At 68.7% G+C, this 26550-nt stretch carries 18 protein-coding genes; 10 read left to right on the top strand and 8 right to left on the bottom strand.

The window, feature by feature from the left end; genetic code table 11:
- The first annotated feature begins 242 nt into the window (after positions 1 to 242).
- Complete coding sequence (locus tag PLE19_02625) at positions 243 to 1313, top strand: SMP-30/gluconolactonase/LRE family protein (protein ID HPD13812.1); 1071 nt, start codon at positions 243 to 245, stop codon at positions 1311 to 1313.
- A 25-nt stretch (positions 1314 to 1338) separates the two neighbouring features.
- Here PLE19_02625 and PLE19_02620 read toward each other — a convergent pair whose 3' ends face one another.
- From PLE19_02620 to PLE19_02600, 5 genes are all read right to left on the bottom strand, one after another.
- Positions 1339 to 2847, bottom strand: coding sequence for an FGGY-family carbohydrate kinase (locus PLE19_02620; protein ID HPD13811.1), 1509 nt, complete (start codon positions 2845 to 2847; stop codon positions 1339 to 1341).
- Positions 2848 to 2859: 12 nt separating this feature from the next.
- Positions 2860 to 3621, bottom strand: a complete 762-nt coding sequence (locus PLE19_02615) for a glucose 1-dehydrogenase (GenBank protein ID HPD13810.1) — start codon at positions 3619 to 3621, stop codon at positions 2860 to 2862.
- 104 nt (positions 3622 to 3725) lie between these two features.
- Positions 3726 to 4766: an alcohol dehydrogenase catalytic domain-containing protein gene (locus PLE19_02610; GenBank protein HPD13809.1), complete on the bottom strand. Its 1041-nt coding sequence runs from the start codon at positions 4764 to 4766 to the stop codon at positions 3726 to 3728.
- 54 nt (positions 4767 to 4820) lie between these two features.
- Positions 4821 to 5504 carry a deoxyribose-phosphate aldolase gene (gene deoC / locus PLE19_02605; GenBank protein HPD13808.1) on the bottom strand — a complete coding sequence of 228 codons (684 nt, stop codon included), beginning with the start codon at positions 5502 to 5504 and terminating at the stop codon, positions 4821 to 4823.
- A gap of 116 nt (positions 5505 to 5620) precedes the next feature.
- Positions 5621 to 6394, bottom strand: a complete 774-nt coding sequence (locus PLE19_02600; protein ID HPD13807.1) for an SDR family NAD(P)-dependent oxidoreductase — start codon at positions 6392 to 6394, stop codon at positions 5621 to 5623.
- Positions 6395 to 6549: 155 nt separating this feature from the next.
- On the opposite strand from PLE19_02600, the gene PLE19_02595 reads away from it, so the two are divergent.
- Entirely contained in the window at positions 6550 to 7590 is a 1041-nt protein-coding gene (locus PLE19_02595) for an SMP-30/gluconolactonase/LRE family protein (protein HPD13806.1), read from the top strand.
- A 139-nt stretch (positions 7591 to 7729) separates the two neighbouring features.
- Positions 7730 to 11518 carry an NPCBM/NEW2 domain-containing protein gene (locus tag PLE19_02590; GenBank protein HPD13805.1) on the top strand — a complete coding sequence of 1263 codons (3789 nt, stop codon included), beginning with the start codon at positions 7730 to 7732 and terminating at the stop codon, positions 11516 to 11518.
- A 14-nt stretch (positions 11519 to 11532) separates the two neighbouring features.
- Here PLE19_02590 and PLE19_02585 read toward each other — a convergent pair whose 3' ends face one another.
- From PLE19_02585 to PLE19_02575, 3 genes are all read right to left on the bottom strand, one after another.
- Complete coding sequence (locus PLE19_02585; GenBank protein HPD13804.1) at positions 11533 to 12315, bottom strand: hypothetical protein; 783 nt, start codon at positions 12313 to 12315, stop codon at positions 11533 to 11535.
- 18 nt (positions 12316 to 12333) lie between these two features.
- Positions 12334 to 14370, bottom strand: a complete 2037-nt coding sequence (locus PLE19_02580) for a DUF2961 domain-containing protein (protein HPD13803.1) — start codon at positions 14368 to 14370, stop codon at positions 12334 to 12336.
- 143 nt (positions 14371 to 14513) lie between these two features.
- Positions 14514 to 16085 carry a hypothetical protein gene (locus PLE19_02575; protein HPD13802.1) on the bottom strand — a complete coding sequence of 524 codons (1572 nt, stop codon included), beginning with the start codon at positions 16083 to 16085 and terminating at the stop codon, positions 14514 to 14516.
- A 735-nt stretch (positions 16086 to 16820) separates the two neighbouring features.
- Between PLE19_02575 and PLE19_02570 the strand changes: the two genes are divergently transcribed.
- The 7 genes from PLE19_02570 (at position 16821) to PLE19_02540 (ending at position 26543) form a co-directional block, all read left to right on the top strand.
- A complete protein-coding gene (locus tag PLE19_02570; protein ID HPD13801.1) occupies positions 16821 to 19109 on the top strand; it encodes a glycosyl hydrolase in 2289 nt (762 codons plus the stop codon).
- 180 nt (positions 19110 to 19289) lie between these two features.
- Complete coding sequence (locus PLE19_02565) at positions 19290 to 20780, top strand: DUF4159 domain-containing protein (protein ID HPD13800.1); 1491 nt, start codon at positions 19290 to 19292, stop codon at positions 20778 to 20780.
- 107 nt (positions 20781 to 20887) lie between these two features.
- Complete coding sequence (locus tag PLE19_02560) at positions 20888 to 21703, top strand: type II secretion system protein GspG (GenBank protein HPD13799.1); 816 nt, start codon at positions 20888 to 20890, stop codon at positions 21701 to 21703.
- A 122-nt stretch (positions 21704 to 21825) separates the two neighbouring features.
- A complete protein-coding gene (locus PLE19_02555; protein ID HPD13798.1) occupies positions 21826 to 22731 on the top strand; it encodes a DUF58 domain-containing protein in 906 nt (301 codons plus the stop codon).
- A gap of 257 nt (positions 22732 to 22988) precedes the next feature.
- A complete protein-coding gene (locus PLE19_02550) occupies positions 22989 to 25253 on the top strand; it encodes a VWA domain-containing protein (protein HPD13797.1) in 2265 nt (754 codons plus the stop codon).
- Positions 25254 to 25293: 40 nt separating this feature from the next.
- Positions 25294 to 25953 carry a hypothetical protein gene (locus PLE19_02545; protein HPD13796.1) on the top strand — a complete coding sequence of 220 codons (660 nt, stop codon included), beginning with the start codon at positions 25294 to 25296 and terminating at the stop codon, positions 25951 to 25953.
- 101 nt (positions 25954 to 26054) lie between these two features.
- A complete protein-coding gene (locus PLE19_02540; GenBank protein HPD13795.1) occupies positions 26055 to 26543 on the top strand; it encodes a hypothetical protein in 489 nt (162 codons plus the stop codon).
- Positions 26544 to 26550 lie beyond the last annotated feature (7 nt).

Raw genomic sequence — 26550 nt, 5'->3', positions numbered from 1 at the left:
CTTGTCGAAGCACCTTTCGTTGATCGCCCACGCCGCCTGCGAGCAAGGCTCCAACGCGGCGGACCCGTCTGAAGGTTCTTGGGAGGGTGGGGCGCGGGGAGGGCACCCTTCTTTCCCAGGAAGAGCGCCCTCCCCGTCTCTCGGCGGCCACGGCGGTTGCAAAGAGCGGCAGCCTCGGGTATGCTAGGGGGCCGTTGGCCGGCACAGGGGGCCGGCATCCGACACTCAGTGAGGAGAGGACCATGAGAATGCGTGGATGGGCGGCGTGGGCGGCCATGGCCGCGGGCGTGCTTCTCGCAACGGGCTGCATGCCGGGGCGGGCGTCGAAGCACCGGCCCACACTCTTCCTCGCCCTGCCCGAGGAAGCGCACTTGCCCGACGGCATGGCGCTGGACAGCGAGGGCAACATCATCCTCGCCTGCCCGAACTACAACGACCAGAAGTACCCCGCCATCCTGGTGAAGATTGACAAGCAGAACAAGCTCTCGGTCTGGTGCGACAAGCTGCCCGTGGCCCCCACGAGCCAGCGCTGCGGCCCCATGGGCATCGCCTTCGGCCCCGACGGCAACCTCTACGTGGCCGACCTCCAGTACTTCTTCGACAAGAAGCACGCCAGCCGCCTGCTGCGCGTGAACGTGAAGGACGGCCAGCCGACGAGCGTGGACGTGGTGGTCGAGGGCTTCCTCCTCTCCAATGCCGTAGTGTGGAAGGGCAACGACTGCTACGTGAGCGAGACCTTCTTCGACATGCCCGACGGCTCGCACAAGAGCGGCGTGTTCCGCTTCACCCTGGACGAGCTCCAGAAGGGCGGCATCAAGCTCCAGCCGTTCGGCAAGGACCCCCACCTCATCGCCACCTTCACCACCCTGCCCAACCCGCGCAAGGACTCGGCGGGCGCCGACGGCCTGGCCTTCGACAACTCGGGCAACCTCTACTGCTCGCTGTTCGGCGACGGCTCGATCCATCGCCTGACCTTCGACGACAAGGGCAACGTCACCTCCAACACCGTCTACATCCGCGACAAGCGCTGCCCCTGCGGCGATGGCATGCGCCACGACCCGCGCACCGACCGCATCTACATCGCCGACTCGCAGAACAACGCCATCCACTACTTCACGCCCGGCGGCAAGTTCAAGACCCTGTGGAAGAACGGCGACGACGACGGGCGCACGGGCCTGCTCGATCAGCCCTGCGAGCCGCTCCTCCGCGGCAACGAGCTGATCATCTCCAACTTCGACGGCAACTTCCCCGGCCTCAAGAACAAGGGCTACGACAAGTTCCACACCCTCTCGGTGATCAAGCTCGACGACTGAGCGGCCGAACCCCCGAAGGGGCGGGTCAGCGGTACGAGGCCCACACGGGGTCCAACGCGCGAATGGTCCGATGGTACCGCTCGAACTTGGCGTCGTAGAGGCTCTGGCGCGAGCGGTCGGGCTCCCGGCGACGGGCGAAGCGCACCATCGCGTCCACGGCCTCCTCGAACGTGGCGTAGATGCCAGCCGCCACGGCGGCCGCGATGGCCGCGCCCAGCGCGCCCAGCTCCGTGCCCTCGGGGATCTCGACGGGCGTCTGAAGCGCGTCGGCGAAGATCTGCACCCACGCCTCGCTGCGGGCCGCGCCGCCCGTGAGGCGGACCGCCGCCGGCCGGGCACGGAACTTCAGCAGCCGCTCGATGTGCGTCCTGTGCCCGAACACCACGCCTTCGTAGATCGCCCGCAGCACGTGCCCGCGCGTGTGCCAGCCGCTCAGGCCGACGAAGCAGGCCGTGGCGTCCGGCCCCGCGTTCGAGCCGTAGAGGAAGGGTAGGAACGCGATGTTCGCCTCCTCGGGCCGGCTCGCGGCGACCAGTTCATTGCACAGGTCGTAGACGGACCTGCCCTGCTTCGCGGCGAGGGCCTTCTCGGCGCCGAAGAACTCGGTGACGAACCACTCGAGGTTGCTGGCCGACGTGGCGCTGCCCTCGAGGATCAGGAAGTAGCCGGGAATGGCGTAACAGGAGGTCATGAACACCTCGGGGCTGACGACGGGCTTCCTGGAGATGTACTGGTTGTTGCCCCAGGTGCCGGCGATCGCGCACAGCGGCGACTCGTCCACCAGGCCCACCGCGAGGCCGCAGGCATCAATGTCGAACACCCCGCCGGCCACGAGGGTGCCCGCGGCGAGGCCGGTTTCGGCCGCGGCCTGCGCCGTGACCGCGCCCGCGATGTCGGCCGAGCGGAGGAGCGGCGGCAGGAGGCGGCGCAGGTCGGTGATCCCGAAGGCGGCGAGCAGGCTGTCATCGTAGGCCATCTTCGGCACGTCGAGCAGGCTGGCGCCCGAAAAGTCGGTCACCTCCGCCGCCACCTCGCCGGTCAGCTTGTAGCGAATGTAGTCTTTCGCCATCAGCGCCCAGCGGGCGCGTTCGAGGGCGGCCGGCTCGTGACGCTTGAGCCATTGCAGCAGCACGCCGGGCTGGGCGGCCCACACGCTCTGGGTGGTCTTGGGCCGCACCACCTCGTCCACGCCAGCCGCCAGCCACTCGGCGACGATGTCGCGGGCGCGCGAGTCGGTGGACAGGATGGCGTTGCGGACGGGCTCGCCGGCCTCGTTGATGAGGTAGAGGCCGTTGCCGTGGCCGGCGCAGGCCACGCAGGCGACCTCGGAGGGCTGGATGCCGGCCTTGGCGATGGCCTCGCGAATGACGGCGGCGGTGGAGGCCCACATCTCGCGCACGTCGCGCTCGAGGTGGCCGGGCTTCGGCGTCAGCGTCTCCGTCTTGCGCGAGGCCACGGCCACCTCGCGACCGTCGAGGGTGAAGACCGCTGCCTTCGCCATCGTCAGCCCGTTGTCTATGCCGAGCAGGTACACCGCATTTCCCCCTCAGTGCATCGCCAACCCCCCACTCACGTCCACCGTGGCGCCGGTCATGTAACTCGCCCGCTCGGACGCCACGAAGACGACCACGCTCGCCACCTCGTCCACGCTGCCGATGCGGTGGAGGGGCACGCGGCTCTCGAACTTCTCGCGGTTCGCGTCAATCAGCTCCTTGAGCATTTCGGTGTACATCAGGCCAGGGGCCACGCAATTCACGGCGATGCCGTGGGGCGCCATCTCGCGGGCGAGCGAGATGGTGAATGAAATGATGGCGCCCTTCGAGGCGTCGTAGGCCGTCTTGCCCGACTGCGAGCCGCGGAAGGCCGCCTGCGACGAGATGTTCACGACCCGCCCCGTCCGCTTCGCGGCCCTGAGTCGCCGCACCATCTCGCGGCAGCACAGGAACGTGCCGGTCGCATTGATGCCGAACGCGCGCTCCCACGTCTCGAGCGTCGTATCGGCCGTCGGGCAGGCGGGGGCGATGGCCGCGTTGTTCACCAGTACGTCGAGCGGCCCGAGCCTGGCCTCGGCCTCGTCGAACATCCGAATCACGTCGGCCTCGGCCGCCACGTCGGCCAGGACGGCGACGGCCTCGACCCCGTGCTTCTCGCGGATCTCACGCACCGTGGCCTCGGCCCGTTCGGGGTGGCGGTGATAGTTCACGGCCACCTTCGCCCCCTCGGCTGCGAGGCCCAAGGCAATGGCCTTGCCCAGGCCGTGCGAGGCGCCCGTGACGAGGGCGACTTTACCCTTCAAACCAAGGTCCATCTCGGAACTCCAACGGGGATGAATGGAAGGGTGGAGGAATGGATGAAAGAGAGAGGACACTGAGACCATCTACTCTGTCACCCATCCACTCATCCACTCATCCTCTACGGTGTCAACACCACCCTCAGCGACTCCCCGCTCTGCATCAGGGCGAAGGCCCGCTGGAAGTCAGCCAACGGCAGCACGTGGGTGGCCAGCTTGTCCACCGGCACCGAGCCGCCGGCGATGAGGGCGACCGCCCGCTTCACTTGAGCGGGCGTGGAGTCGCTCGTGCCGACGACGCGCAGCTCGTTGTAGTGGAGGGGGCGGCTGTCTATCGAGAGCAGGCTGCCGCCGGCGGGCAGCGAGGCGAAGAGGCACACGACGCCCCGCTTGCGCACGAGGCCGAGGGCCTGCTCCTGGGGCGGCGCGGCGGGCGCGGCGACGATGCACACGTCGGCCCCGAGGCCCCGCGTCATGCGTTTCACCACCTTCGCCAGGTCGTCCTTCGCAGGGTTGACGAGGCGGTTGAAGCCGAATGCCTCGGCCTGCCGCAGCCGCGCCTCGTTGATCTCGGCGAGGATGATCTTGGCGGCGCCGAACTCGCGGGCGACGAGGGCGTTCATGATGCCCATCGGCCCCGCGCCCACGACCACCACGGTGTCGCCCTTGGCGACGCCGCAGTTCTCGGCGGCGTTGACGCAGCAGCTCAGCGGCTCGGCGAGGGCCGCGTGCTCGGGCTTCACGGTCTGGGGCACTTTGACGACGTGGCCGTTGCGCACTGCGCGGCTCGGCACGGTGACGAAGCCGGCCATGCCGCCCTCGTACTGGAAGCCCATCGCGGCCATGTCCGCGCACAGATTCGTCCAGCCCCGCTGGCAGTAGGCGCACAGGCCACACGAGACGGACGTGGCCATCACGATCCGCTCGCCGACGGCATAGCCGCTGACGGCGCCGCCGCGGGTCTGGATGATCCCGGTGAACTCGTGGCCGATGATGCGGGGCGGCGTGATCTTGGGGTTGCCGTGGAGGAACGACTTGAGGTCGGTGCCGCACACGGCGCAGGCGTCCACTTTCACGCGGATTTCGGCCTCGCCGCAGGAGGGCGCGGGCAGTTGCTCGAGGCGGATGTCGCCGGGGCCGCGGTAGATGAGGGCGTTCATCATGGTTTGGGTCCGACTAGTCTGACTGGTCCGACGAGTCCGACTGGGGGCGTCCGCTCAATAACCGGCGCCGGCATCGGGCGCGCCGTCGAGCACCTTCTCGGTGGAGCCGACGCCGAGGCGCTTGCAGCCCTGCCGCAGGTAGCCGACGGCCGTGTCCCACGAGCGGATGCCGCCCGAGGCCTTGACGCCCATGGTCTTGCCCACCGTCTTCAACATGATATCTATCACCTCGGGCGTGGCGCCGCCGTCGGAGAAACCGGTCGAGGTCTTCACGAAGTTGGCCCTCGCCGCCTCCGCGATCTGGCAGGCCTTGGCCACCTGCTCGGGCGTGAGGTAGCTTGTTTCGAGAATGACCTTGACCAGCACGCCCTTGGGCGCGGCCTCGGCTACCACCGCCTCGATGTCCTTCTGCACGAAGGCGTAGTCGCCCGAGAGGAACTTGCCGATGTTCATCACCATGTCCAGCTCGGTCGCGCCGTCCTGGATGGCGAGCCGGGCCTCGAGGGCTTTCACCTCGGTGCGGTTCGAGCCGTGGGGGAAGCCGACGACGCAGGCCACCGTGGTGTGGCTGCCGCGCACCGCCTTCACCGCGGCGGCCACATCGGTCGGCCGCACGCAGAAGTTCCCCACGCCCCGCTCGACGCACATCTTCGCGTTCGCCCGCACATCGGCATCCGTGGCGACCGGCTTGAGCACGGCGTGGTCAATCACTTTGGCAACTTGCTCTCTTGTGAACATGGGCGGATCTCCTCAGCTCGTTGGGGGATGAATGGATGATTGGATGTATGGATGAAAGGGAGGATCAGACTTGCTCCTTCACTCATCCACCCATCCACCCATCCATTCCTCCTCTCTCAGTGCATCTCGCGACCCCCGGTGACATTGATCGCCTGCCCGGTCATGTAGTCTGCGCCTTCCGAGGCCAGGAAGAGCGTCACGGCGACGACATCCTTGATCGCGGCGAGGCGGCCGAGGGGCACCTTGGAGGTGAACTTCTTGATCACTTCCTCCTTCGGCAGCCCGAGGTTCTTGACATAGCCGGCCGACACGTGGCTCCACACGCCGGTCGCGAGCACGATCCCGGGGCACAGGCAGTTGACGTTGATGTTCGAGTCGGCCAGTTCGTAGGCCAGGGCCTGGGTGAAGCCGATAATGGCCGCCTTGGCGGCCGAGTAGTGGCTCATCAGGGCCGAGCCGGTCTTGCCCGACTTCGACGAGAAGTTGATGATCTTCCCGTACTTCCGGGCCCTCATCAGCGGCACCACGTGCTTGCAGAACAGAAACGTGCCCTTGCAGTTCACGGCGAACACAGCGTCCCACTGCTCGGCCGTGAGCTCCTCCACTCTGCCCTGGCCCACGATGCCTGCGACGTTCACCAGGATGTCCACCTGGTTGCCGAAGGCATTGGCCGCGGCGGCGACGACGGCCTTGACCTGCGCCTCATCCGTCACGTCGGCGGCCAGGCCCAGCGCGCCCGCGCCCACCTCGTTCAGGGCGGCGTCCACCGCCTCCTGCTTGAGATCGGTGACGAACACGCGCGCGCCGCCCTGGACCAGTGCCGCTGCGATCCCCTTGCCGATGGCGCCGGCGGCGCCCGTGACCAGCGCGGTCTTCCCGCTGAATTCCATGCCTGCCTCCTTGCCGAGCGAATGTGCGATGCTTCATAGGCTACACGAAGTCCGCGATTCCTGCAAGGAGGTCCGCTTGACAGCCCCCCGCTCGCTGGTTACCATCGAGGTAGGTGTGAGGGTGCGCCCGTTGTATCTCTTCGGAGGACTCTGCGGTGAAGAAGCGGCTGGCGGTGGCGGTGCTGGGGCTGCTCGCCGTGGGTTGCGCCAGGTCGGTCGTCCCTGCCAACCTCTCGGCCATCGAACTGACGGGCAACTACAACACCCCCGACGGCATGGCACTGGACAAGGAGGGCAACATCCTGCTCTCGTGCCCGAACGTCAACGACACGGCGCCGGGGGCGTTCATCCTGAAGATTGACAAGGATGACAAGATCAGCGAGGTGGTGAAGCTGCCCGAGCACCCCGAGACCAAGAAGCCTTGTGGCCCGCTGGGCATAGACGTGGGTCCCGACGGCCACATCTATTTCGCCGACAATCAGTCGTTCACCACCCCCGACTACAAGAGCCGCCTGATGCGCGTGGTGATGAAGGACGGCAAGGCCGAGAGGGTCGAGGCGCTGGTCACGGGGCTGCTCTCGGCCAACGCCGTCGTCTGCCACGGCGACAGTGTGTACGTCACCGAGAGCAAGTTCAGCACCGACCCCACGCCCCCGATGCGAAGCGGCGTCTATCGCTTCAAGCTCTCCGAGCTCGACCCTGCCCGGCCGATCGCGCTGAAGCCCGGCGGCGACGACCCGCATGTGTGCGCGCGGATGAAGACCGAGAACATGAAGTGGGTGGGCGCCAATGGCATGGGCTTCGGCCCCGACGGCGCGATGTACGTGTGCAACTTCGGCGATGCGAAGCTCGAGGTGTTCACCTTCGGCCCCGACGGCAAGCTCAGCGGCCACACCCTGGTCGCGCGCGGCCAGGGCATGCTCTCGTGCGATGGCATGAAGGTGCACCCCAAGACGGGCGAGGTCTACATCGCCGACTTCCTCGGCAACGCGGTCCACAAGGTGAACCCCAAGACGGGCGCGGTCACCACCATCGCCAGGAACGGCAACTCCACGGGCGCCCAGGGGCGGCTCGACCGGCCATCCGAGCCTTGCATCCGCGGCACCAGGCTGTACGTCTCGAACATTGACTTGCCGCTCGCGGGCAACAAGACCGATCCGCCCCATACGATCACCGTGATCGAGATGGGGGAATAGGGGCCGGCAGAACTGGATGAATGGATGGGTGGATGAGTGGATGGGTGAGAGAGCGGAGGCCGGCAGGAACGCGCCGCTTCACCACCCATCCGGCTATCCAATCATCCATCCATCTCCTACCGTTCATCGGGAGACCGCAATGAGCCGCCTTGCAGCGTGCCTGTGGGCAGCGACCCTTCTGCCATCCGCCGCCTTCGCCGCCCAGGACCCGGGCCTGGCCCTCGAAGAACGCCACGCGCCTCACCAGGGCGAGATCTACGCCAAGAAGGCCACCTGGGCCGACACGATGGCCGCCACGCGCGCCAACTACCTCGTCTGGCTCGCCGACGCGAACAAGGCCCAGGGCGCGGGCGACTTCACGCCGTGGGACAGCGGCTCGGTCGCGGGCGACGGCCCGGGCGCGCAGGTGTCGGTGAACGTGGCGGGGCTGCGCGTGATGCGCCTGGTGGCCACGCTCGAACACGGCGGCGGCAACTGCCATATCTGGGGCGACGCCCGCCTGATTGACAAGGCCGGCAAGGAGACCCGCCTCAGCACCCTCAAGCCCCTCGCCGTCACGGTCGGCTGGGGCCAGCTCCTCCGCGACAAGAACTGGGAGAACCACCCCCTCCAGATCGGCGAGCGCAAGTTCCAGCACGGCATCTGGGTGCACTCGAACAGCGACGTGGCCTACCTCCTCGACGGCCAGTACGAACGCTTCGAGGCCTGGGTGGGCATGGACGCCCACCGGGCCACCGGCGTGGCCCGCTTCCAGGTGCTGTCGGGCACGAGGGACATTCTGCCCGCTCTCTGGCAGCGCCTCGCCGCCGATTTCCCCGCCCAGGCCGCCTGGCTGACGAAGGACCTCGCCCGCGGCCAGCACCTCGCCTGGTTCGGCGACCGCAAGGGGCCGCAGCTCGAGTACGGCACGTTCAACCGCGTGGTCGTCGGCCTCGGCGCCAGCGGCGAGCCGCTGCGCAGGGAGATCGCCGACCTGCTCAAGGCCGCCCCCGCCGGCGACGCCCGCTGGCTGGACCTCTACGCCCGCGCCTGCGCCCAGCGCGACGTGCTGGCCGCCGTCGCCACGATTCGCCTCGCCCCGGTCCGACAGGCCATGGAGAAGGACCTCGCCGCCCTCGCCGCCGCCAAGACGCCCGCCGACGACTCCCGCTGGCGCGACCTGGCCGCCAGGGCCGCCCGCTACGGCCAGTCCCTCGCCGCGCTCGGCGACATAGACCTCGCCACGCTGCGCCCATCCATCGAGGCCCTCGCCACCGCCTTCCCCAGACGCTACGCCGACAAGGACGCGCTGCTCCGGCAGGTCGCCGAGAACGAGCAGCTCTGGGCCGGCTTGGCCGACCGCGTACTCAAGGGCGACGAGGCGGCCCTCCAGCAGGTGCCCGAGCTACGCGACAAGGTGGCCGGCCTCTGGCAGGCCATCCGCCTCGGCTACGCCAGCGTGCAGGAGATGGCCGCCGCCCCGCCTGCGCCCGAGATGGTGGCCGAGTGGCAGGCCCAGTTCGCCACCCTCCAGGCCGACCTGGCCAACAAGGGCCACTTCGCCCGCGTCGCCCCCGAGGCCCATCGCCCCAAATCCCTCATCGCCGAGGCCGACCGCGACCCGGCCGACGTGGTGCTGCGCCGCACCGCGGCACTCCTCGCCCACCTCAAGAGCAATCTCCCGCAGGTTGCGAACCTGCGGGAGGTTCTGGCTGGTCTCGAGCAGCAAGTCGCTGACCTCCAGGCCGCCAGCGCCAGGATTGACCCCGCGTGCGCCGCCGCGCGCTACGCCCTCTACACCCAGGCCTGCCGCATCCGCCGCCAGGCCGCCTTCGCCAACCCCCTGCTCTCTTTCGACAAGCTGCTCTTCATCAAACACCACCGCTCGCTCTACAGCCACATGTGCGACCAGTACTACGGCATCACCGCGCATCCCGGCGGCGGACTCTACATCCTGAAGGACCCCTTCGGCCCCAAGCCCACGGTGCAGGACGTACTGGCCAACTCGGTGGTCGAGAAGGGCCGCCTCAAGGGCCAGAAGCTCCTCGGCGGCCCCCCCAACCAGCCCCGCGCCTCGTACGACGGCGGCGGCGGCCGCAGCGGCCCCGAGGCCCAGGGCGGCTCGTTCCTCTCCCCCGACCTCTCCTTCGACGCCAGGCAGATCGCCTTCGCCTTCGTCGAGTGCAAGGGCCGGCCCACCCACGAGAGCCACACCGACGCCTCGAGGGGCCACTGGGACCCGGGCTGGGCCTGGCACATTTTCAAGGTGAACACCGACGGCACCGGCCTCGAGCAGCTCACCGACGGCACGTTCAACGACTTCGACCCCTGCTGGCTGCCGAACGGCCGCATCGCCTTCATCTCCGAGCGCCGCGGCGGCTACCTGCGCTGCGGCCGCGTGTGCCCCACCTACACCCTCTACGACATGGCCGCCGACGGCTCCGACATGCGCTGCCTCAGCCCCCACGAGACCAACGAGTGGCACCCCAGCGTGACCCATGACGGCCGCATCATCTACACCCGCTGGGACTACGTGGACCGCCACGGCTGCACCGCCCACCTGCCCTGGATCACCACGCTGGACGGCCGCGACAGCCGCGCCGTGCACGGCAACTTCGCACCCCGCAACGCGCGGCCCGACATGGAGGTGGACATCCGCGCCATCCCCAACTCCCACAAGTTCGTCGCCACCGCCGCCCCCCACCACGGTCAGGCCTACGGCTCGCTCGTCCTCATTGACCCCCGCACCCCCGACGACGACGCGATGGGCCCCATCCGCCGCCTCACCCCCGAGGTCGGCTTCCCCGAGAGCCAGGGCGGCCAGCAGGTCTACGGCACCGCTTGGCCCCTCAGCGAGGACTTCTACCTGTGCGTCTACGACTCCCTGATGCGCGGCAACGCCGCCCTTCAGGGCAGCTCGTACCTGCCCGGCAACTACGGCATCTACCTCGTGGACTCTTTTGGAAACAAGGAACTGCTCTACCGCGACCCCGACATCGCGTGCCTGAGCCCCATCCCGCTCGTGCCGCGGCCCAAGCCGCTCGAGACGATCGAGATCGCCTCGCCGCACCGCCGCACCACCACCGCCCCGCACCTGGCCGAGGGCAACCACGCGAAGCCCGAGGCCACGCTCACCGTGCTCAACGTCTACGACAGCCGCCGCCCCTGGCCCGAAGGCACCAAGATCACCGCCCTCCGCGTCCTCCAGGTCCTCCCCATGTCCGTTCCCTCCGGCGGCCCGCCCCACGAGACCGGCGTGCGCCTGCCCGAGGCCGGCGACTCGGTCGTCCCCTGCCGCTACGTGCTCGGCACCGTGCCGGTCGAGGCCGACGGCAGCGCGCACTTCACCGTGCCCGCAAACGTCGAGCTCTTTTTCCAGGCCCTCGACGAGCGCGGCCTCGCCGTCCAGTCTATGCGGTCGGCCACCTATCTCTTGCCGGGCGAGAGGCTCTCGTGCCAGGGCTGCCACGAGACCCAGGGCCGCGCGCCCGACGCCACGCGCGCCGCCCCGCTCGCCCTCCGCCGCGAGCCTTCGAAGCTCACCCCCGACGTGGACGGCTCGAACCCCTTCAGCTATCCGCGCCTCGTGCAGCCCGTGCTCGACCGCAATTGCGTGCCGTGCCACACGAAGAACAAGGACAAGGGCGCGCCCAACCTCACCAAGGAGCCGCTCATCCGCAACTGGTACGCCTCGTACAACACCCTCGTGCGGTACGGCTACACGACCTACAAGGACGGCTATCGCACCACGCCCGGCCAGTTTGGCGCGCGCGGCTCGAAGCTCTTCGAGATGCTCGAGAAGGGCCACCACGACCTCAAGCTCTCGGCCGAGGACTTCCGCCGGCTGACCCTCTGGCTCGACTGCGTCTCGATGTTCTACGGCGTCTTCGAGAAAGAGGGCGGTCAGGTGCAGCTCACCGGCGGCATCGCCAAGCCCACGCTGGAGTGAGGAGCCCGCCTGGCTCAGCCTCGGCGGCCGTAGCCGCGATGGGCGAGGACGCTGAGGGCCACGGGCAGCAGGCAGCCGAGCAGGAAGAGAAACGCCACCGTCGGCAGCCCGAGGCCGAGTTGCCGCGCGAGCTGGCTGAAGTCCATCCAGTGCCCGCCTCCCTTCGCGGCGCCGTAGGCCGCACGCTCGGCGGGACTCGTCCACAGCCGATACGCGAACGCGATGTCCGAGAACACGATGAAGAAGCCGCACAGGGCGTAAAGCGTGTGTTCGGCCTCGTGGACGACGGTGCTGCCGCTCATGGCCCGGTAGAGGAACACGCCGGCAATGGCCAGCTCGGCGCCGTGGCCCATGAACAGGATGATCGCCTGGTGGGCCGCGGTGTGCGCGCAGGCGATGAACAGCCCCAGCCCCGCGAGCGACGCGGCGAGCCGTCGGCGGTCCCGCCAGTTTGCGGCGACGAGCGCCGCCCACAGCACGTAGGCGAAGCCCAGGAGGAGCCGCGACCGGGCTTGCGCCGTGGTGATGCCGCCCCCGTAGGTGAAGTCGAACGCGGGGATCGAGGGATAGCCGAACAGCCAGCCGACGACGGCGTGGCCCAGCTCGTGGATGAGGATGGTGAGGTAGCTGAGGGCGAAGCGCAGCCACGGCACGGCCAGGCACACGCCGGCCAGCGCCCCGCCGAGGCCGAGCGCCAGCCACGTCGCGCGGTCGAAGGCGCCCGGCTCGCGCGGCGGGCGCACCGCCTCGGGCCGCTGGCGGTGCATCGCGTCGAAGAGGCCGCCCTGTTCCGCCATCCGCTGTCTCCCCGGCGCTCACTTCGCGGCTTCGAGCTTCACGTAGTCGAGGCCGACCATGTGGCGCTTGAGCGCCGCGGCGTTCGCGCCGACGATCTCGATGGTGAGCCTGTGCTCGCCGGCGTCGAGCGCCCGCTCGCCCAGGGTCTTCGGGCCGGTTGTCACCACACCGTTGTTATAGAGGTCCAGCGGCTTGCCGAGCCTCTCGCCATCGAGGTGGAACTGTACGATCCCGTAGTCCACGGCCTTGGTGAGATTGACGACGATGGCGAACTTGCCCGCCGTGGCCACGGGCAGGGCGAGGGCGAGCTTGTCGCCGGGCTTCCCGTCGCGCCACCAGAGCTGGCGGTCGCCGCTCCAGTTGTACAGGCCGATGTGTTGGACCTCGGTGAGGCCGCCCGTCTTCTCGATGATCTTCAGCGTCTCGCCTTCAAGGGCGTCCTTGACTTTCGCGGGCTGGGGCGGCTGGGGGATGGGGCGGGCCGCCTCGTCGGGCAGCGGGCCGCGGTTGCTCTTGGCGCCGGGACGGGCATACCAGTAGCTCGCCACGGCGTAGGCCACCTGGCAGTCCTTCCAGTGCCACACCTCCATGTCCACCTTCAGGCTCTTCGTGAAGGGAATGGCGTCGAGGGCACGGGTGCGGGTGACGACGGTGTGGCCCTGGTTGCCCGGCCCGTCGCAGCGCACCTGGTTGCAGAACGGCCCCTGGAACAGGGCGGGCGCGCCCCAGGCGTAGCCGTAGTAGTCCTCGCTCCCCGTCCCGAAGTGCGAGGGGAAGCCCTCGCCGTCCACCCAAATCTTCTCGTCGCCCTCGCCCCACCAGTCGCGCACGGGGTTCATCACGCTCAGCGTGTCGCCGAGGTAGACGCCCTGGCCCGTGATCTCGACGTAATTCCAGTCCTGGAACGGCCTGGTGGGGATGGGGAACTGCTGGCGCCAGGCGGCGTGGAAGTGCATCGAGCGCTCGTCCCACTTCCACGGCCCGACGATGCCGTTGAGCTTCACGCCCACCTTCTGCTTGCCGAGGTTGAGGAGGGAGAGGCGGCCCGACTTTTCGTAGGGCATCACCCAGCGGCAGGACATCGTGCCCTCCTTGGCGACGGAGCGGTGCCAACTGCTCAGGGCATTGAGGCCCGTGCCGCTGCCGAAGAAGTCGCCGAGGGGGCACCAGATCGTCTCCTCGCCGTCGAACGTTGCTCGCAGCACGATGGAGCGGAGCGCCTGCTCGACCTGGTCGGGGGCCACACCGATGAGCATTCCCTCGATGAACCGCACGGCGGCGGGGCCTGAGGGAAGCTCGACCGATGCCTCTTTCCCCGGCTCGATGGTCTGGTCAAGCGAGCCGGCCTTGCCGTCCACCGGAACGGGCGGTTGGCGAAGGGTCTCGCAGATGCGCTCGACGGAGGGCTTGGCGGCCTCGAGGTCCGCCATCGTGAACGACTTGACGCTCGTGCCTGCGGGATAGGTGCGGTACTCGATGTTGTACCAGCGGCCGGGCGGCGGGGCGTTGGGCTTGCCGGGCTGGCCTTCGTCGTAGGTGATCTTACAGCGCTTCGCGTAGGGCACGGGCAGGTAGAGATTCAGGGCGTTGCCGGCGTTGAGGATGGCGAGCGGCGTGGGGACGAAGAGCTTGCCGCTCATCAGCTCCTGCATCGGCGCCTCGATGACGGGCGAGGCGGCGCCGTCGAGGTAGAAGCGGAGCGCGCCCTTGGGCTGCTGGCCGCCCGACCAGAAGCGGACGATGGCACCCGGCCCCTCGACGTCGGCCAGCACGCACTCGCGGCGGCCGGCCACCTCCTCCCAGCGGAGCGACGCGCCGCTGCCGTCCATGTTGTCCGTGTTCGCGAACCAGCCGTTGGCGTCGGCGGGGGTCTTCGAGCGGCGGTCGTAGCTGCTGGCCTGGCGGCAGGTGTAGGCCGGCTGCGGCCAGCGGGCCACGGCATCGCGGTCCACCATCTCCTCGAGCAGCGAGTGCAACGTCACGGCCTCGCCGGCCGCGGCGCCGCAGGTCCACACGGCGAGCAGGCATGGGCCGAGTCTCGAGACGAATCGCATGTCGTGTCCTCCATCACGGTTGATGGCGTCCTGCTTCGACCGGCATCTCCAGGAGCGGGGCGTCGCGGTGCTGTCGCACAGGAGCCTGGCTCGATAAGCTGTGCGGCAAGCCCCGCTGCGTCCGTCCCCGGGATTCTGACACGTTACCCTGGCCTCTGGCTTCGGTCGGGCGCCGGCCGCGCAGGCTTCCACCATTTGCCATGGATGTCGGCCGTGCCGGAGATTCCCTCGCCCAGGCGCAGCCGGTAGTTGTGTTTCTTCTTCCGCGTCTCCTCGCCTTCGTAGACGTAGTCCGTGTTGCAGATCACGGCGATCACGACGTTGTCCTGTGCGGGCTTCGGCATCCTCAGGCGGCACTCGCCGCGGGCGACGGGGTTGCTGTAGACGGCCGAGCCATCGGTCGCACGATAGGCCAACTGGCAGCGCATGTTCGCGCCCATGGGCTGGAACTCTACGCTGATCCTCTCGGCGTTCGACACTTTGAGCGGAATCTGGTTGGCGCCGGACCAGCCCGGGAGCGTGCGCTTCTCGGGCGTCAGCGTGCGGCTGGCCGCGTCATAGGCCGTCGCGGCGTAGCAGGTGGCGGTCCAGGGCTCGCACTTGATCCAGACGGGGTCGTACTCTGCCCCGACGGTCATGCCCCAGTTTCTCTCGAGCAGGGCGCGGTAGGCGGCGGACCACCGGCCGAAGTCGCACAGGGCCTGACGGCCGCGGAACTCGGCGATCAGCCGCCGCGTCTGCTCCGCGCCCAGGCCGCCCGGGGCGGTGGCGAGGCCCTCCAGGACGCGGCCCGTGCAGTTCTGCCAGACCCAGGCGACGCTGCCGGGCGACACCACTTCGCCCAGGAATACCGGGAAGCACTCGCCGTACTGGGTGCCGCCCAGGAGCTTGCGCCACGTGCAGAGCTGCTTGCCGTTCTCGTGGCGGTTCACGCCCTCGGCCGACGGGCCGCCGAAGCTCCCGTCCTGCAACCATCCGCTGTAGCACTCGATGGGCATGAAGGGGGCGAGCATGGCCCCTGCACTCAGCCAGCCGAGGCTGCTGTAGTTGCCCGTGCGCTGGGCGTTGGCAACGGTTGTCAGCCAGTTGTTGCCGCCCTCGTGGAACCAGCCCGCCTTCTTGCAGCCGGGCAGGTCCGCGAGGATCGCGTGGACGCCCTCGTGGACGACCCCGCCCATCTGGTACTCCTTGTCGCGGTAGTCGCACTTCGGGTCGAACGAGTAGACCGGGTAGTACGAGACGAGCACCATGGGCCAGTGCTCGCCCTGGTAGTGGACGCTGCCCATCCAGCCGCCCTTGGCCGTGTTGTCGGCCTTGTCGGTGCTCAGGCCCGAACCGAAGAGGTAGATCGTGCTGTAGTAGCCGTTCTTGGCGCGCTTGTCGGGCGGCCAGCCCATCACGTCGCGGAAGTAGGCGAACTCCTCGTTCATGCGCTTCAGCATCGGCGTCCAGGCGGCCTCGGTCACCAGCGGGTTGGCGTTGCGGCCGTAGCGGAAACACCACCAGCCCGACGTCACCGTGCCGGCCACGCCGGTCACATCGTCCAGCACCTTCGTGGGCGGCTGGAACTCGGGGTGTTCCCTGGCGAAGTGGTAGTTGAGGTTGGGCTGGTACGCCGGCCACGTGTAGGGGTCGTCGGTCGCGCCCACGGCGATGGCCTGGAGCGTGGCCCACAGAACCCCGATTCGCACCAAGCCGCCGGCGAACTGCTTCATATGGCTTCCTTCCCAATGGCGTGAAGACAAGCCAAGACCGCGTGAAGGCGGGACTCCGAACGAGTTCGCACCCTGTTGGGGGTCCCGCCTTCAGGCGGTCTTCCCCTCCTGCCTGACTCGGCGTTGCCCGTATGGCTCCCCTCCCGCGACGGCCGCGGGGCCTTGCCCACGATTGTAGCAACTGCGGGGATTGGGACAAGCCTTCATACCAGGCGGCTGGGCAGGTGCAGGGTGTGGGCACGCCTGCTCGTTGCGGACGGGGCGGTTCCTGGGGGGGCTGTGCCGAGCGCCTGGCGGGCGCCGCCTGCCCATGCTGTATCAATCCTGAGAGGGGGAGAGTGATACAGCATGGGTAGACGGGCGAGGATTGGCGATTCTCGCGGCTCCGGCCATGCTCGCTCATCTGCGGGATGAGCGAGCATGGGATAGGGGCGGTCTGAGAGCGTAAAGAGTTGCAGCATATACGGTTATGAGCGGACTCGCGGGCGCCGCGGCCCCCGTCCCAAGCTCCCAGCGGCGGCTACGGCAGCCTCGCCAGACCCGATGAGCCCAACCAAGGCCCTGAGCGCACCAGGGGCGGGCGCAGGGCCTGCCGGCCCGCGCGTTGTTCCCGCTCTGTTGGCGAAGATTGCGATGGGGACGTAGAATATGGGCGGCGGGGCATGAGCCTTCGCTGTGCGGCGGTTTTTCGGGGAGACCGGTCTCCCCCCTGGTTGGGCAAGCGGAGACATGAGCATGGGCAGTGCTGGCGTCAACGGGCGTCCACTCCTGGCCCTGGCCGCGGCGGGGGCGTTGTGCCTTTCGGCAGATGCGGCAGACGGCGTTGTGAGGGTGGGTCTGGGAAGCTATGCTACCCAGGCGCCGCCAGGAGCCAAGGGGCCGCCCGAACAGGTGTGGAGGACCGACGCGGTGAAGGGGCCGCTGCCGACGAACCGGTGGTGGAGTTCGCTGCTGTGGACGCGGCACTCGCTGCCCCAGTTCGCCCATCCGCTGGCCGTGTGCGCGCAGCCGAGCGGGTTGCGGGTGTGCTATCCCAGCGTCACGGTGGCGCCCATCGGCCTCATGGGCGGCATGCCCGGCGGGGGCGAGGACCTGGTGCTCGGGCACTCCGCCGTCGCCGAGTTCCCCGACGCGAGGCTGGCCGGCTGGAGCGACTGGTTCGTCACCGCCTCGTTCGAGTGCGAGGGCAGGGAGATGCGGGTCTCCTACGGCCACGGCAGCCCGTTCGTGTATGCGACGTTCCGCGGCGGCAACCCGAGGGTGACGCTGTGCGCCGAGCCGAAGGTGTGGGCTGGCCAGGCAGATTCGGCCACGCTCGGCCTGTCGGTGCGGGGCAAGCATTATGGCCTCTTCGCCCCGAGCGGCTCGACGTGGGCCGGTGTCGGCACGAGGACGCTCGCGTGCGACGCGAAGGGCAAGGGCTACTTCTCGCTGGCCCTTCTGCCCGACGACAAGCCGGGGACGCTGCGGCTCTTCGAGCGGGTCGCCCACAACCACGTCGCCGACACCCGCGTGGCCTGGGCCTTCGACCCCGCGAAGAGCGAGGTGACGACGACGTTCGCCTTCACCACGGTCGCCCGCGAGGGGAAGGGCGAGGGCACCCTCTTCGCCCTCTACCCGCACCAGTGGATGCGGTTCGTCGCGCGGCCTTCAGGCCGCCTCCTGGAAGAGCGGGCTGAAGGCCGCGCTCCGGGCCACGCCTACCGCTCCGTGCGCGGCGAGATGAAGCTGGCGGCGGGCACGGAATTCACCACCCGGTCCACGTTCCACGGCGTGCTGCCCGTGCTGCCCGTGGTGAGCGGGGAGGATGAGGCGAAGCTGCGCATCTGCCTCGAAGAGGAACTCAAGGGTAAGCCGCCGGGAACGGGCGACACGTATTGGGAAGGGAAGCGGCTGGGGAAGCTGGCCACGCTGGCCGGCATCGCCGAGCAGGTGGACTCGAAGCTCGAAGCCGCGTTCCTCGGCGAGCTGCGGCAGCGGCTCGAGGGCTGGCTCGATGCCGCCGACGCCCAGGGCAAGCCGAAGGCCAGGGGCCTCTTCGCCTACAACCGCACGTGGGGCACGCTCATTGGCTACCCCGCCAGCTACGGCAGCGACGACCAGCTCAACGACCACCACTTCCACTACGGCTACTTCCTGCGCGCCGCGGCGGAGATCGCCCGCCGCGACCCCCGGTGGGCCGCCGACGAGCAGTGGGGCGGGATGCTGCGGCTGCTGGTGCGCGACATCGCCTCGCCGCTCCGCGACGATGCCCTGTTCCCGTTCCTCCGCAGCTTCGACTGCTACGCGGGCCACTCGTGGGCCTCGGGCCACGCGCGCTTCGCCGACGGCAATAACCAGGAGTCGTCGTCCGAAGCGATGAATGCCTGGGCCGCCCTCATCCTGCTCGGCGAGGCGATCGGCAACCGGGCGATGCGCGACCTGGGCGTCTGGCTCTACACGACCGAGATGGAGGCCATCCACGCCTACTGGTTCGACGTCACGGGCACGCTCCGCCCGAAGGAGTATGCCGCGCCCGTGCTCACGATGATCTGGGGCGGCAAGGGCACGCGCGAAACGTGGTTCAGCAACAAGCCCGAGATCGTCTACGGCATCAATTGGCTGCCCTTCCACGGCGGCTCGCTCTATCTCGGCCTCTATCCCGAGTACGTGCGGCGGTGCTACGACGGCCTGGCCGCGGCGAAAGGCGGCAAGGGGTTTGAAGATTGGGCCGACCTGGTGCTGATGTACCGTGCGCTGGACGACGCGCCCGATGCAATCCGTCAGCTCGAGGCCCGGGGCGGCCGGATGCCCATCGAGGCGGGCAACTCGCGGGCCAACCTCGTCCACTGGCTCGCGGCGCTGGCGGCGTTGGGCCGCGTGGACCGCGCGGTGACCGCCGATTATCCCCTCTATGCCGTCTTCGGCGGCAGCAAGGGCAAGGCCCACGTGGTCCATAACATGAAGGATGCGCCGCTGACCGTGCGGTTCTCGGACGGCGCGCAGGTGACGGCGGCCCGGCGGGGTTTCGCCGTCAAGCCGTAAGTCAAGTCTGCTGCTCCTCATAGGAGATCGCTCAGCCGCTATCGGGCTTGGCGCGAATATTCGCGCTCGCGCTTGACAAACGGCTGACGCCTTGTACACTGGTCATCATGGGGGAGTGTTTTGGTGCGCGGGCGGCGGGCCCTGTGGTGTGCCCTCGTTTCCACCCTTGAGGGGAACGTCATGAAGAGGCAACTGGTCGGCGTCGCAGCGGTCTTGCTGGGAGTGCTGTTCCTGGGGGCCGGGATGATCCTGGCCGGCGGCGTGCCGGATGCGGGCACGTGCGGCCAGCCGCCGCCGCCGAAGCCGGCTCAGCGGTCGGGCGCCGAAGGCTTCCCCCCGCTGCCCCTGCCCGCCACGCCGCAACGCCGCACCGAGAAGAAGAAGCCGCCCACCCCGCCCGTCGTCGTGGTCAAGATCGTCACCGGCACGCCCAACGACTGGGCGACCGACCAGAACGACATCAACAACCTGCTCGCCTGGATGCAGACGAAGCTGAAGATCACCTTCAGTTGCGAAGAGAAGAAGCTCTCCGAGGTGCCGCTCGACTCCGAGCGCCTGCCCCTGCTCTACCGCACGGGCCACCACGCCTTCACCTTCAGCGAGACCGAGCGCCAGGCCCTCCGCGAGTACGTACTGAAGGGCGGCTTCATCATCTTCGACGCCTGCTGCGGCCGCAAGGAGTTCGCCGACTCCGTGCGCACGGAGTTGGCGGCCATCTTCCCCGAGCGCCCGCTCAAGCGCCTCGAGGCCGACCATCCCCTCTACCGCTGCTATTACGACGTGCCGCTCGTGTCGTACACAGCAGCCGCCGGCATCGCCGGCCAGGCCCCGCCGCCCCTCGAGGGCATTGACATCGGCTGCCGCACCGGCGTGGTCTTCTCGCCCCTCGACCTGAGCTGCGGCTGGGACATGCACACGCACTCGACCAGCGCCGGCGTGCAGAGCGAGGACGCGCTGAAGCTGGGCGCCAACCTGATCGCCTACGCCACGGCCACCAAGGCCATGGGCGTCTCCCTCGCCGAGTCGCGCGTCTACGTGGACCAGGACGTCTCGCGCGCGGACAAGTTCCGCATCGGCCAGGTGATCCACGGCGGCGACTGCAACCCCGACCCCGCCGGCCTCTCCACCCTGCTCGACACCGTGAGCGGCACCTCCTCGATGAAGGTGAGCTTCGCCACGCAGCACCTCAAGCTCGACAGCCCCGAGCTCACGACCTTCCCCTTCATCTACATGACCGGCCACGGCGACTTCACGCTCAGCGACGCCGAGGTGTCGGCCCTCCAGCGCTACCTGAGGGCCGGCGGCTTCCTGATGGCCGATGCCTGCTGCGGGCGTAAGGCCTTCGATGCCGCCTTCCGCCGCGAGATGGCCCGCGTGCTGCCCGAGAGCAAGCTCACGACGCTCGACCCCAAGCACCCGATCTTCTCGGGCCACTACAAGATCGGCGCCGTCAACTACAGCCAGGCCGCCGTCGTGCAACGCAAGGTCCAGAGCCCCGGCCCCGCGCAGCTCGAAGGCGTCCTCGTCAACGGCGAGCTCGCCGTCGTCTACAGCGCCTTCGACATGGGCTGCGGCTGGGAACTCAAGCCGCACCCCTACGCTGTCGGCTACGAGTCGCGCGACGCCGTGCAGCTCGGTGTCAACATCGTGCTGTACGCCGTCACGCACTGACCTTTGCGCGGGGCGCATGCCCGCGCGCGCAACCTCGTTCCGCCAATCAGCCCCCTCGCGCGGGGACTCCTGTGCGAGGGGGCTTCGCTAACCGCCGAGGACTGCGGATGGTTCAGACCCGATTCAGCGGCTGCCTGGTGGCTATGGCGCTGGCGTGGGCGGCCGCCGCGGCGGCAGCCGGCGCGCCCGACGACCTGGCCCCCTTCCTCGCCGTCCACCAGAAGGCCACGGCCCTGGCCGAGAAGAAGGACTGGGCCGAGGCGGCCAAGGCCTACGCGGCGTTCGCGGCGGCCAACGAGGGCGACCCGTGCGCGCCCCTGGCCTGGGCGCTCCAGGGCATTCTCCTCCGCCGCGAACTCAATCAGCCCGATAAGGCGCGCGAGGCCCTCCTCCGCGCGGCCAAGGCGCCCAACACCCCCTTCGGCCAGGCCACAGCCGAACTGGCCCGCGGCTGGCTCGCCCGCCTCCAAATGGAGCAGCTCGACGCGGCCCTCCGCCGCTACTGGGTGGCCCACGTGGAGTACCCTGAGACCCTCGAGGCCCTGGCCAAGGCCAAGCTGGCCCCGCCCGAGATGCTCGTGGACCCCTGGGGCAAGCCGTTCGCCTACGCCACGGCCGCCCTGAAGGCCCAGCCCGACCTTCCGCGCCAGGTCTACTCGCTGCGCTCGACCAGCCTCGCGGGCGACAGCCGCTCGATCCGGGCCTACCTCAACGAGACCCTCAAGCTCCCCCGGAAGTTCCAGCTCAAGGCCATCGGCGGCGTGAAGCCGCTGGCCGCCCTCATCGCTTTCGCCGACGAGCCGGCCCGCCGGCCCGTCAACCTGGCCGAGGGCGAGCGGCTCAACGGCGCCACGCTCGTGAAACTCACGCCTCAGGGCGCTATACTGTTCGAGGGAGGGGCCGTGGCCGTGTTGGCGAGATAGGCGAGGATGGGTGAATGAATGAGTGGATGAATGAAGGCGCGGGGCCGCCTTTCTGTTCCGTCTGTGTCATTCATCCAATCATCCAACCATCCATTCGTCCCCCGTCAGTGAGCCGGTAGCCTATGCGAACCGCGAAGGCCGATAGCTCCAGGTTCCTCGACCCCGATGCGCTGCGCCAGCTCCAGCACTGCTCGGTGACCTCGCGCGCGCTCGTCGAGGGCGCCATGACCGGCTCCCACCGCAGCCCCTACAAGGGCCTCTCCACCGAGTTCGCCGACCACCGCCAGTACGTCAAGGGCGACGACCTCAAACGCCTCGACTGGCGCGTCTACGCCCGCACCGAGCGCTACTACATCAAGCGCTACGAGGAGAGCACCAACCTCAAGGCCTACATCCTCGTAGACACCTCGGCCTCCATGGCCTACCGCTCGAACGGCGTGTCGAAGTACGACTACGCCTGCCACCTGGCCGCCGGCCTGGCCTACGTGGTGATCAAGCAGGCCGACTGCGCCGGCATGGTCCTCTTCGGCGAGAAGATCGAGGACTACTTCCCGCCCCGCTCGTCCCTCACCCACCTGCGGGCCATGCTCGACGCCCTGGCCCGCGTGACGCCGCAGAAGCGCACCAACACCGCCGTCGCGCTCCACGGCATGGCCGAGCTGATCAAGCGGCGCGGCCTCATCGTCGTCATCTCCGACCTCATGGACGAGCCCGAGGCCGTCATCAAGGGCCTCGCCCACTTCCGCCAGAAGCGCCACGACGTCGTCGTGCTCCACGTGCTCGACAACGACGAACTCAACTTCCCCTTCGAGAAGGTCTCCACCTTCCGCGACATGGAGACCGCCGAGAAGATCCGCATCGCGCCCAAGGACCTCAAGGACGACTATGCGAAGGAACTCGACGCCTTCATCAACCAGTACAAGCGCGCCTGCTACGAGAACAACATTGACTACGTGACGATCAACACCCACACCCCGCACGCGACCTTCCTGAGCGCATACCTGAGCCGAAGGGAGAAGGTCAGATGATCTCGGATTTCGTAACACTTCCGCCGAATGAAGTGGGGCCTCAGGCACGCGCCTCAGAGGGCGAGGCAGTTCGTAGTGCGGGCTTTAGCCCGTACTCGACGTTGAAGATACGGCCTGAAGGCCGCACTGCAAACTCTGCTTCGTTCGGCCGAAGCGTGGCCGGATTTCGGATTCCGGATCGGATTGTTGCCGGCGGCCTCAGGCGCTCAACCCGCAAGCCGCAAGCCGCAATCCGCATGGCAGCCTGAGGGTTTCCCATGTGGGGCTTCACGCCCGCCGTCTGGAGTTTCGTGTATGCGGGGCTCGCCGCGCTCAGCATCCCCGTCATCATCCACATGCTCCAGAGCCCGACGGCCCGGATCGTGGACTTCCCCTGCATCCGCTTCCTCAAAGCCTGCCAGCGCAAAGCCGTCCGCCGCACCCGCCTCAAGAACATCCTCCTCATGCTTCTGCGCATGGCTCTCATCCTTCTCATCGCCCTCGGCATGGCCAAGTGCACCCGCACCAGGGAGCAGACCGACGTGCTCCCCGACGCCCCGGTCTCGATGGTCATCGTGCTCGACAACTCCTACTCGATGGGCTACATAGACAAGGGCCGGAGCCGCTTCGAACAGGCCCGCGAGGCCGCCATCGGCCTCCTCGGCACCCTGAAGCCCGGCGACGAGGTGATCGCGCTGCTCGCCAACGAGCAGGTCGAGCCGCTCCTGCCCGACTTCACGTCCGACCACGAACGCGCCAAGGCGGCCCTGCGGCAGGCCAAGCTCTCCGTGCTCGGCACCAACCTCGACCCCGCGCTGCGCGAGGCCCTGCGCCTGGCCAACAAGGCCAGCGGGGCGGCCGCCGCCGCGCCCAAGGACGCCAAGGAGCCGGCGCCCAAGGCCCCCGGCGACGAGAAGGAGAAGCGCCGCCGCCGCGAGATCCACCTCCTCACCGACCTCCAGGCCTCCGCCTGGGAAGCCACCCTCAAGAGCAACTTCCTCAAGACCGTGCAGACCGATGCCACGCTCTACCTCACCAGCTACGGCCACAAGGGCTCGCCCAACTGCTTCATCGAATCGGTCGCCGTCGCCGGCTCCGGCCCCGAGCAGTGCACCGTCACCGCACAAGTGTGGGCCGTGGGCGCCGGCTCGCCGGGCGGCGTCGCCACCCTCAGCGTCAACGGCAAGCCCGTGGTCCAGGAGACCTTCGCCGTCCGCCCCGGCGCCCCCGTGCCGGTCACCCTCACCACGCGCCTGGGCGGCGCCGGCACCTATCGCTGCACCGTGAGCCTCCAGGAGGACGCCCTGGCGATTGACGACCAGCACTACTTCACCGCCAAGATCGGCGAGCGCTCGAAGGTGCTCGTGGTGGACGGCGACCCCTCGGCTGTGGCTGCCCTGGGCGAGACCTTCTATCTGGGCAACGCCCTGAGCCCGGCGACCGGCCTCGTGACGGCCCCAGGCGACGAAGGCCCCGCGCCGGTGGACGCCCGCATCATCACCGCCGCCGAGCTGCCGGCCGCCAAGCTCGACGACTTCCGCACCCTCATCCTGTGCAACGTGCCCGCGCTCGACGGCTCCGACCAGGTGAAGATCGAAAACTTCCTCCGCGAGGGCGGCAACCTCTGGGTCTTCCTCGGCGGCAAGGTCAACGCCGCGCACTATAACGACTGGAAGTTCCTCCCCATCACCCTCGGCCAGCCCGTCGGCGACCCGACCAGGCGCCAAGCCTTCGAGTTCGGCGAGCAGCGCGAAGGGCACCCTCTCTTCAAGACCCCCCTCGATCTCCGCTCGGCCCGCTTCTTCCTGTGCGTGGGCGCGAACCGCGCCTCGCTCAAGCCCGGCGCCGCCGTCCTGCTCTCGTTCACCAACGGCCAGCCCGCCCTGGTCGAGGGCGCGTTCGGCAAAGGCAAGGTCCTGCTCTTCACCAGCACGGCCGACGCCGACTGGAACAACTTCCCCCTCCGCCGCGCCTACCTGCCCTGGGTGCACCAGGTGATCTACTACCTCGCCGGCGCCGACGTCCAGGGCGCCGCCTTCCGCCTCCGCGAGCCGGTCAAGTTCCAGGCCCTCACCGCCCAGTACCGCGAGCGCATCGTGGTCACCGACCCCACCGGCCGCCGCATCGTGCTGCCGCCGCCCGTGCTCCAGGGCGGCTACGCCGAGTGCGTGTTCAAGGAGACCGATCTGCCCGGCCTCTACCAGGTTGCCGCCGATCCCGCCTTCACGAATAGCGGCGGCTTCGGCGTCAACCTCGACGTCAAGGAATCCGTCATCACGATGGAGGACCCCGACAAGATCATCGCGGCCGCGCCCTCGGGCATGATCCGCTTTGTCGAGGGGCCCAAGCGCGACGTCGTCGAGGAGGTCAAGAAGTCGCGCGAGGAGGAGAAGGCCTGGCCCACCCTCTTCAAGCTGGCCCTCCTCCTCTTCGTCCTCGAGTCCTTCTTCGGCAACCTCCTGAGCCGCGCGGCCAAGGCCGGCGGCATGAAGCTCCCGCTCTTCGAGGTCCTGCGCCAGCGCAACCCCGGCGTGGCCCAGTGAGGGCCGAGGCCATGCGAAAAACGAACACCGGAGTCGACAAGTGATCATTCGCTCGCTCATTCCCGTCCCCCTGCTCTGCCTGGCAGCCCTTGGGTGCTCGGGGCCGGTCGGCAGGTACTTCGCCCAACGCGGGGCCGACTTGGGCGACTGCGTTCACGCCGAGGTCGGCCTCGGCTGGCCCGTTGCGCCCTTCCTGTTCCCCAAGGCCACCGGCTACGCGATGGACCCCGGCGGCCAGGCGATCCCGGTGCCCGAGAGCCAGCCGCGCTGGCGCGGTCTGCTGATGCCGCATCTCTATGTCCGGCTGAAGCTTACGGATTACTTCGTCCTCGGCAACGGCTACGCCCAGCCAGTCACCACGGGCTGGCGGGGCCGGTACCGCGCGGCGGGATCGGGCGTAGGCGTCTATGCCGGCTTGCCCGTCTATCGCAACCACGAGGAGGTCGCGCGCACCGCTGTCCACACCCAGTGGCTCGCGCGCACCACGCGCACCTATGACACCGCGCAACCAGGACCCGGGGGGATGATAGCCGAGCGTTGCTGGGCCGGCCTCGCGGCCACGGTCCTCGTTGCGTTCAGGCTCGACTTCAATCTCGTGGAACTGGGCGACTTTCTCACGGGCTGGTTCGGCCTCGACCTCGTGGGCGATGACTACTGGCAGCCCAGCCGGCCGGGCGAGATCGGGAAGGAGAAGCGATGAAGCCATCGGCCATGGTATCGCAAGCGCTTGCGCTCGTTGCGCTTAGCCTTGCTGCATCAGGCTGCTTCGCCCCTAAGGACAGCTTCCTGGCGAAGCGGTGGATGGACTTTGCGGACTGCTTCGACGCGAGCGCCGGCTTCGCAGGGCCGCTGCCTTACGTCCGGCTCAAGGTCACTGATTACTTCGTCGTCGCCGGAGGCGATAACCAGACGATTTTCGCCATCGGCTGGCACGGGCGCTACACGGCCGCCGGCTCGGAGCTCGAGCAGGGCCAGGGCGTGCCCTTCGTCCGCAGCCTGGAGTGGGCCGGGGCGCCGCCTCGAATCGAGACCAAAGGCCCATTCACAACCACAAGGGAATACGACACTTCCATCAAGCCAGCCCCAGGCACCCAGCTCGCAGACAAGTACTGTGTCGGCCTCTGGATCGCCTGGGGCCTCAACGTGAGGCTCAATCTCAACGTCGTGGAGCTTGCCGACTTCGTGGCCGGCTGGTTCGGCTCAGACCTGCTGACGGACGATGCGGTGGAGCCCCCCGACTGGCCGGGCATGATGAAGCAACCGGAGACGCCGGTGCATCCGGTCCTGTGAGGGACGC

This window comes from Planctomycetota bacterium (genome assembly GCA_035384565.1).
Classification (GTDB): Bacteria; Planctomycetota; PUPC01; order DSUN01; family DSUN01; genus DAOOIT01.
This window is presented reverse-complemented; position numbering and strand designations above follow the sequence as displayed.

Bases quoted from the DNA above. Each gene is read 5' to 3' on its own strand.
- PLE19_02625 (HPD13812.1), top strand. From the start codon at position 243: ATGAGAATGCGTGGATGGGCGGCGTGGGCGGCCATGGCCGCGGGCGTG.
- PLE19_02615 (HPD13810.1), bottom strand. From the start codon at position 3,621: ATGGACCTTGGTTTGAAGGGTAAAGTCGCCCTCGTCACGGGCGCCTCG.
- PLE19_02610 (HPD13809.1), bottom strand. From the start codon at position 4,766: ATGATGAACGCCCTCATCTACCGCGGCCCCGGCGACATCCGCCTCGAG.
- deoC (HPD13808.1), bottom strand. From the start codon at position 5,504: ATGTTCACAAGAGAGCAAGTTGCCAAAGTGATTGACCACGCCGTGCTC.
- PLE19_02600 (HPD13807.1), bottom strand. From the start codon at position 6,394: ATGGAATTCAGCGGGAAGACCGCGCTGGTCACGGGCGCCGCCGGCGCC.
- PLE19_02590 (HPD13805.1), top strand. From the start codon at position 7,730: ATGAGCCGCCTTGCAGCGTGCCTGTGGGCAGCGACCCTTCTGCCATCC.
- PLE19_02585 (HPD13804.1), bottom strand. From the start codon at position 12,315: ATGGCGGAACAGGGCGGCCTCTTCGACGCGATGCACCGCCAGCGGCCC.
- PLE19_02580 (HPD13803.1), bottom strand. From the start codon at position 14,370: ATGCGATTCGTCTCGAGACTCGGCCCATGCCTGCTCGCCGTGTGGACC.
- PLE19_02575 (HPD13802.1), bottom strand. From the start codon at position 16,085: ATGAAGCAGTTCGCCGGCGGCTTGGTGCGAATCGGGGTTCTGTGGGCC.
- PLE19_02570 (HPD13801.1), top strand. From the start codon at position 16,821: ATGGGCAGTGCTGGCGTCAACGGGCGTCCACTCCTGGCCCTGGCCGCG.
- PLE19_02565 (HPD13800.1), top strand. From the start codon at position 19,290: ATGAAGAGGCAACTGGTCGGCGTCGCAGCGGTCTTGCTGGGAGTGCTG.
- PLE19_02560 (HPD13799.1), top strand. From the start codon at position 20,888: ATGGTTCAGACCCGATTCAGCGGCTGCCTGGTGGCTATGGCGCTGGCG.
- PLE19_02555 (HPD13798.1), top strand. From the start codon at position 21,826: ATGCGAACCGCGAAGGCCGATAGCTCCAGGTTCCTCGACCCCGATGCG.
- PLE19_02550 (HPD13797.1), top strand. From the start codon at position 22,989: ATGTGGGGCTTCACGCCCGCCGTCTGGAGTTTCGTGTATGCGGGGCTC.
- PLE19_02540 (HPD13795.1), top strand. From the start codon at position 26,055: ATGGACTTTGCGGACTGCTTCGACGCGAGCGCCGGCTTCGCAGGGCCG.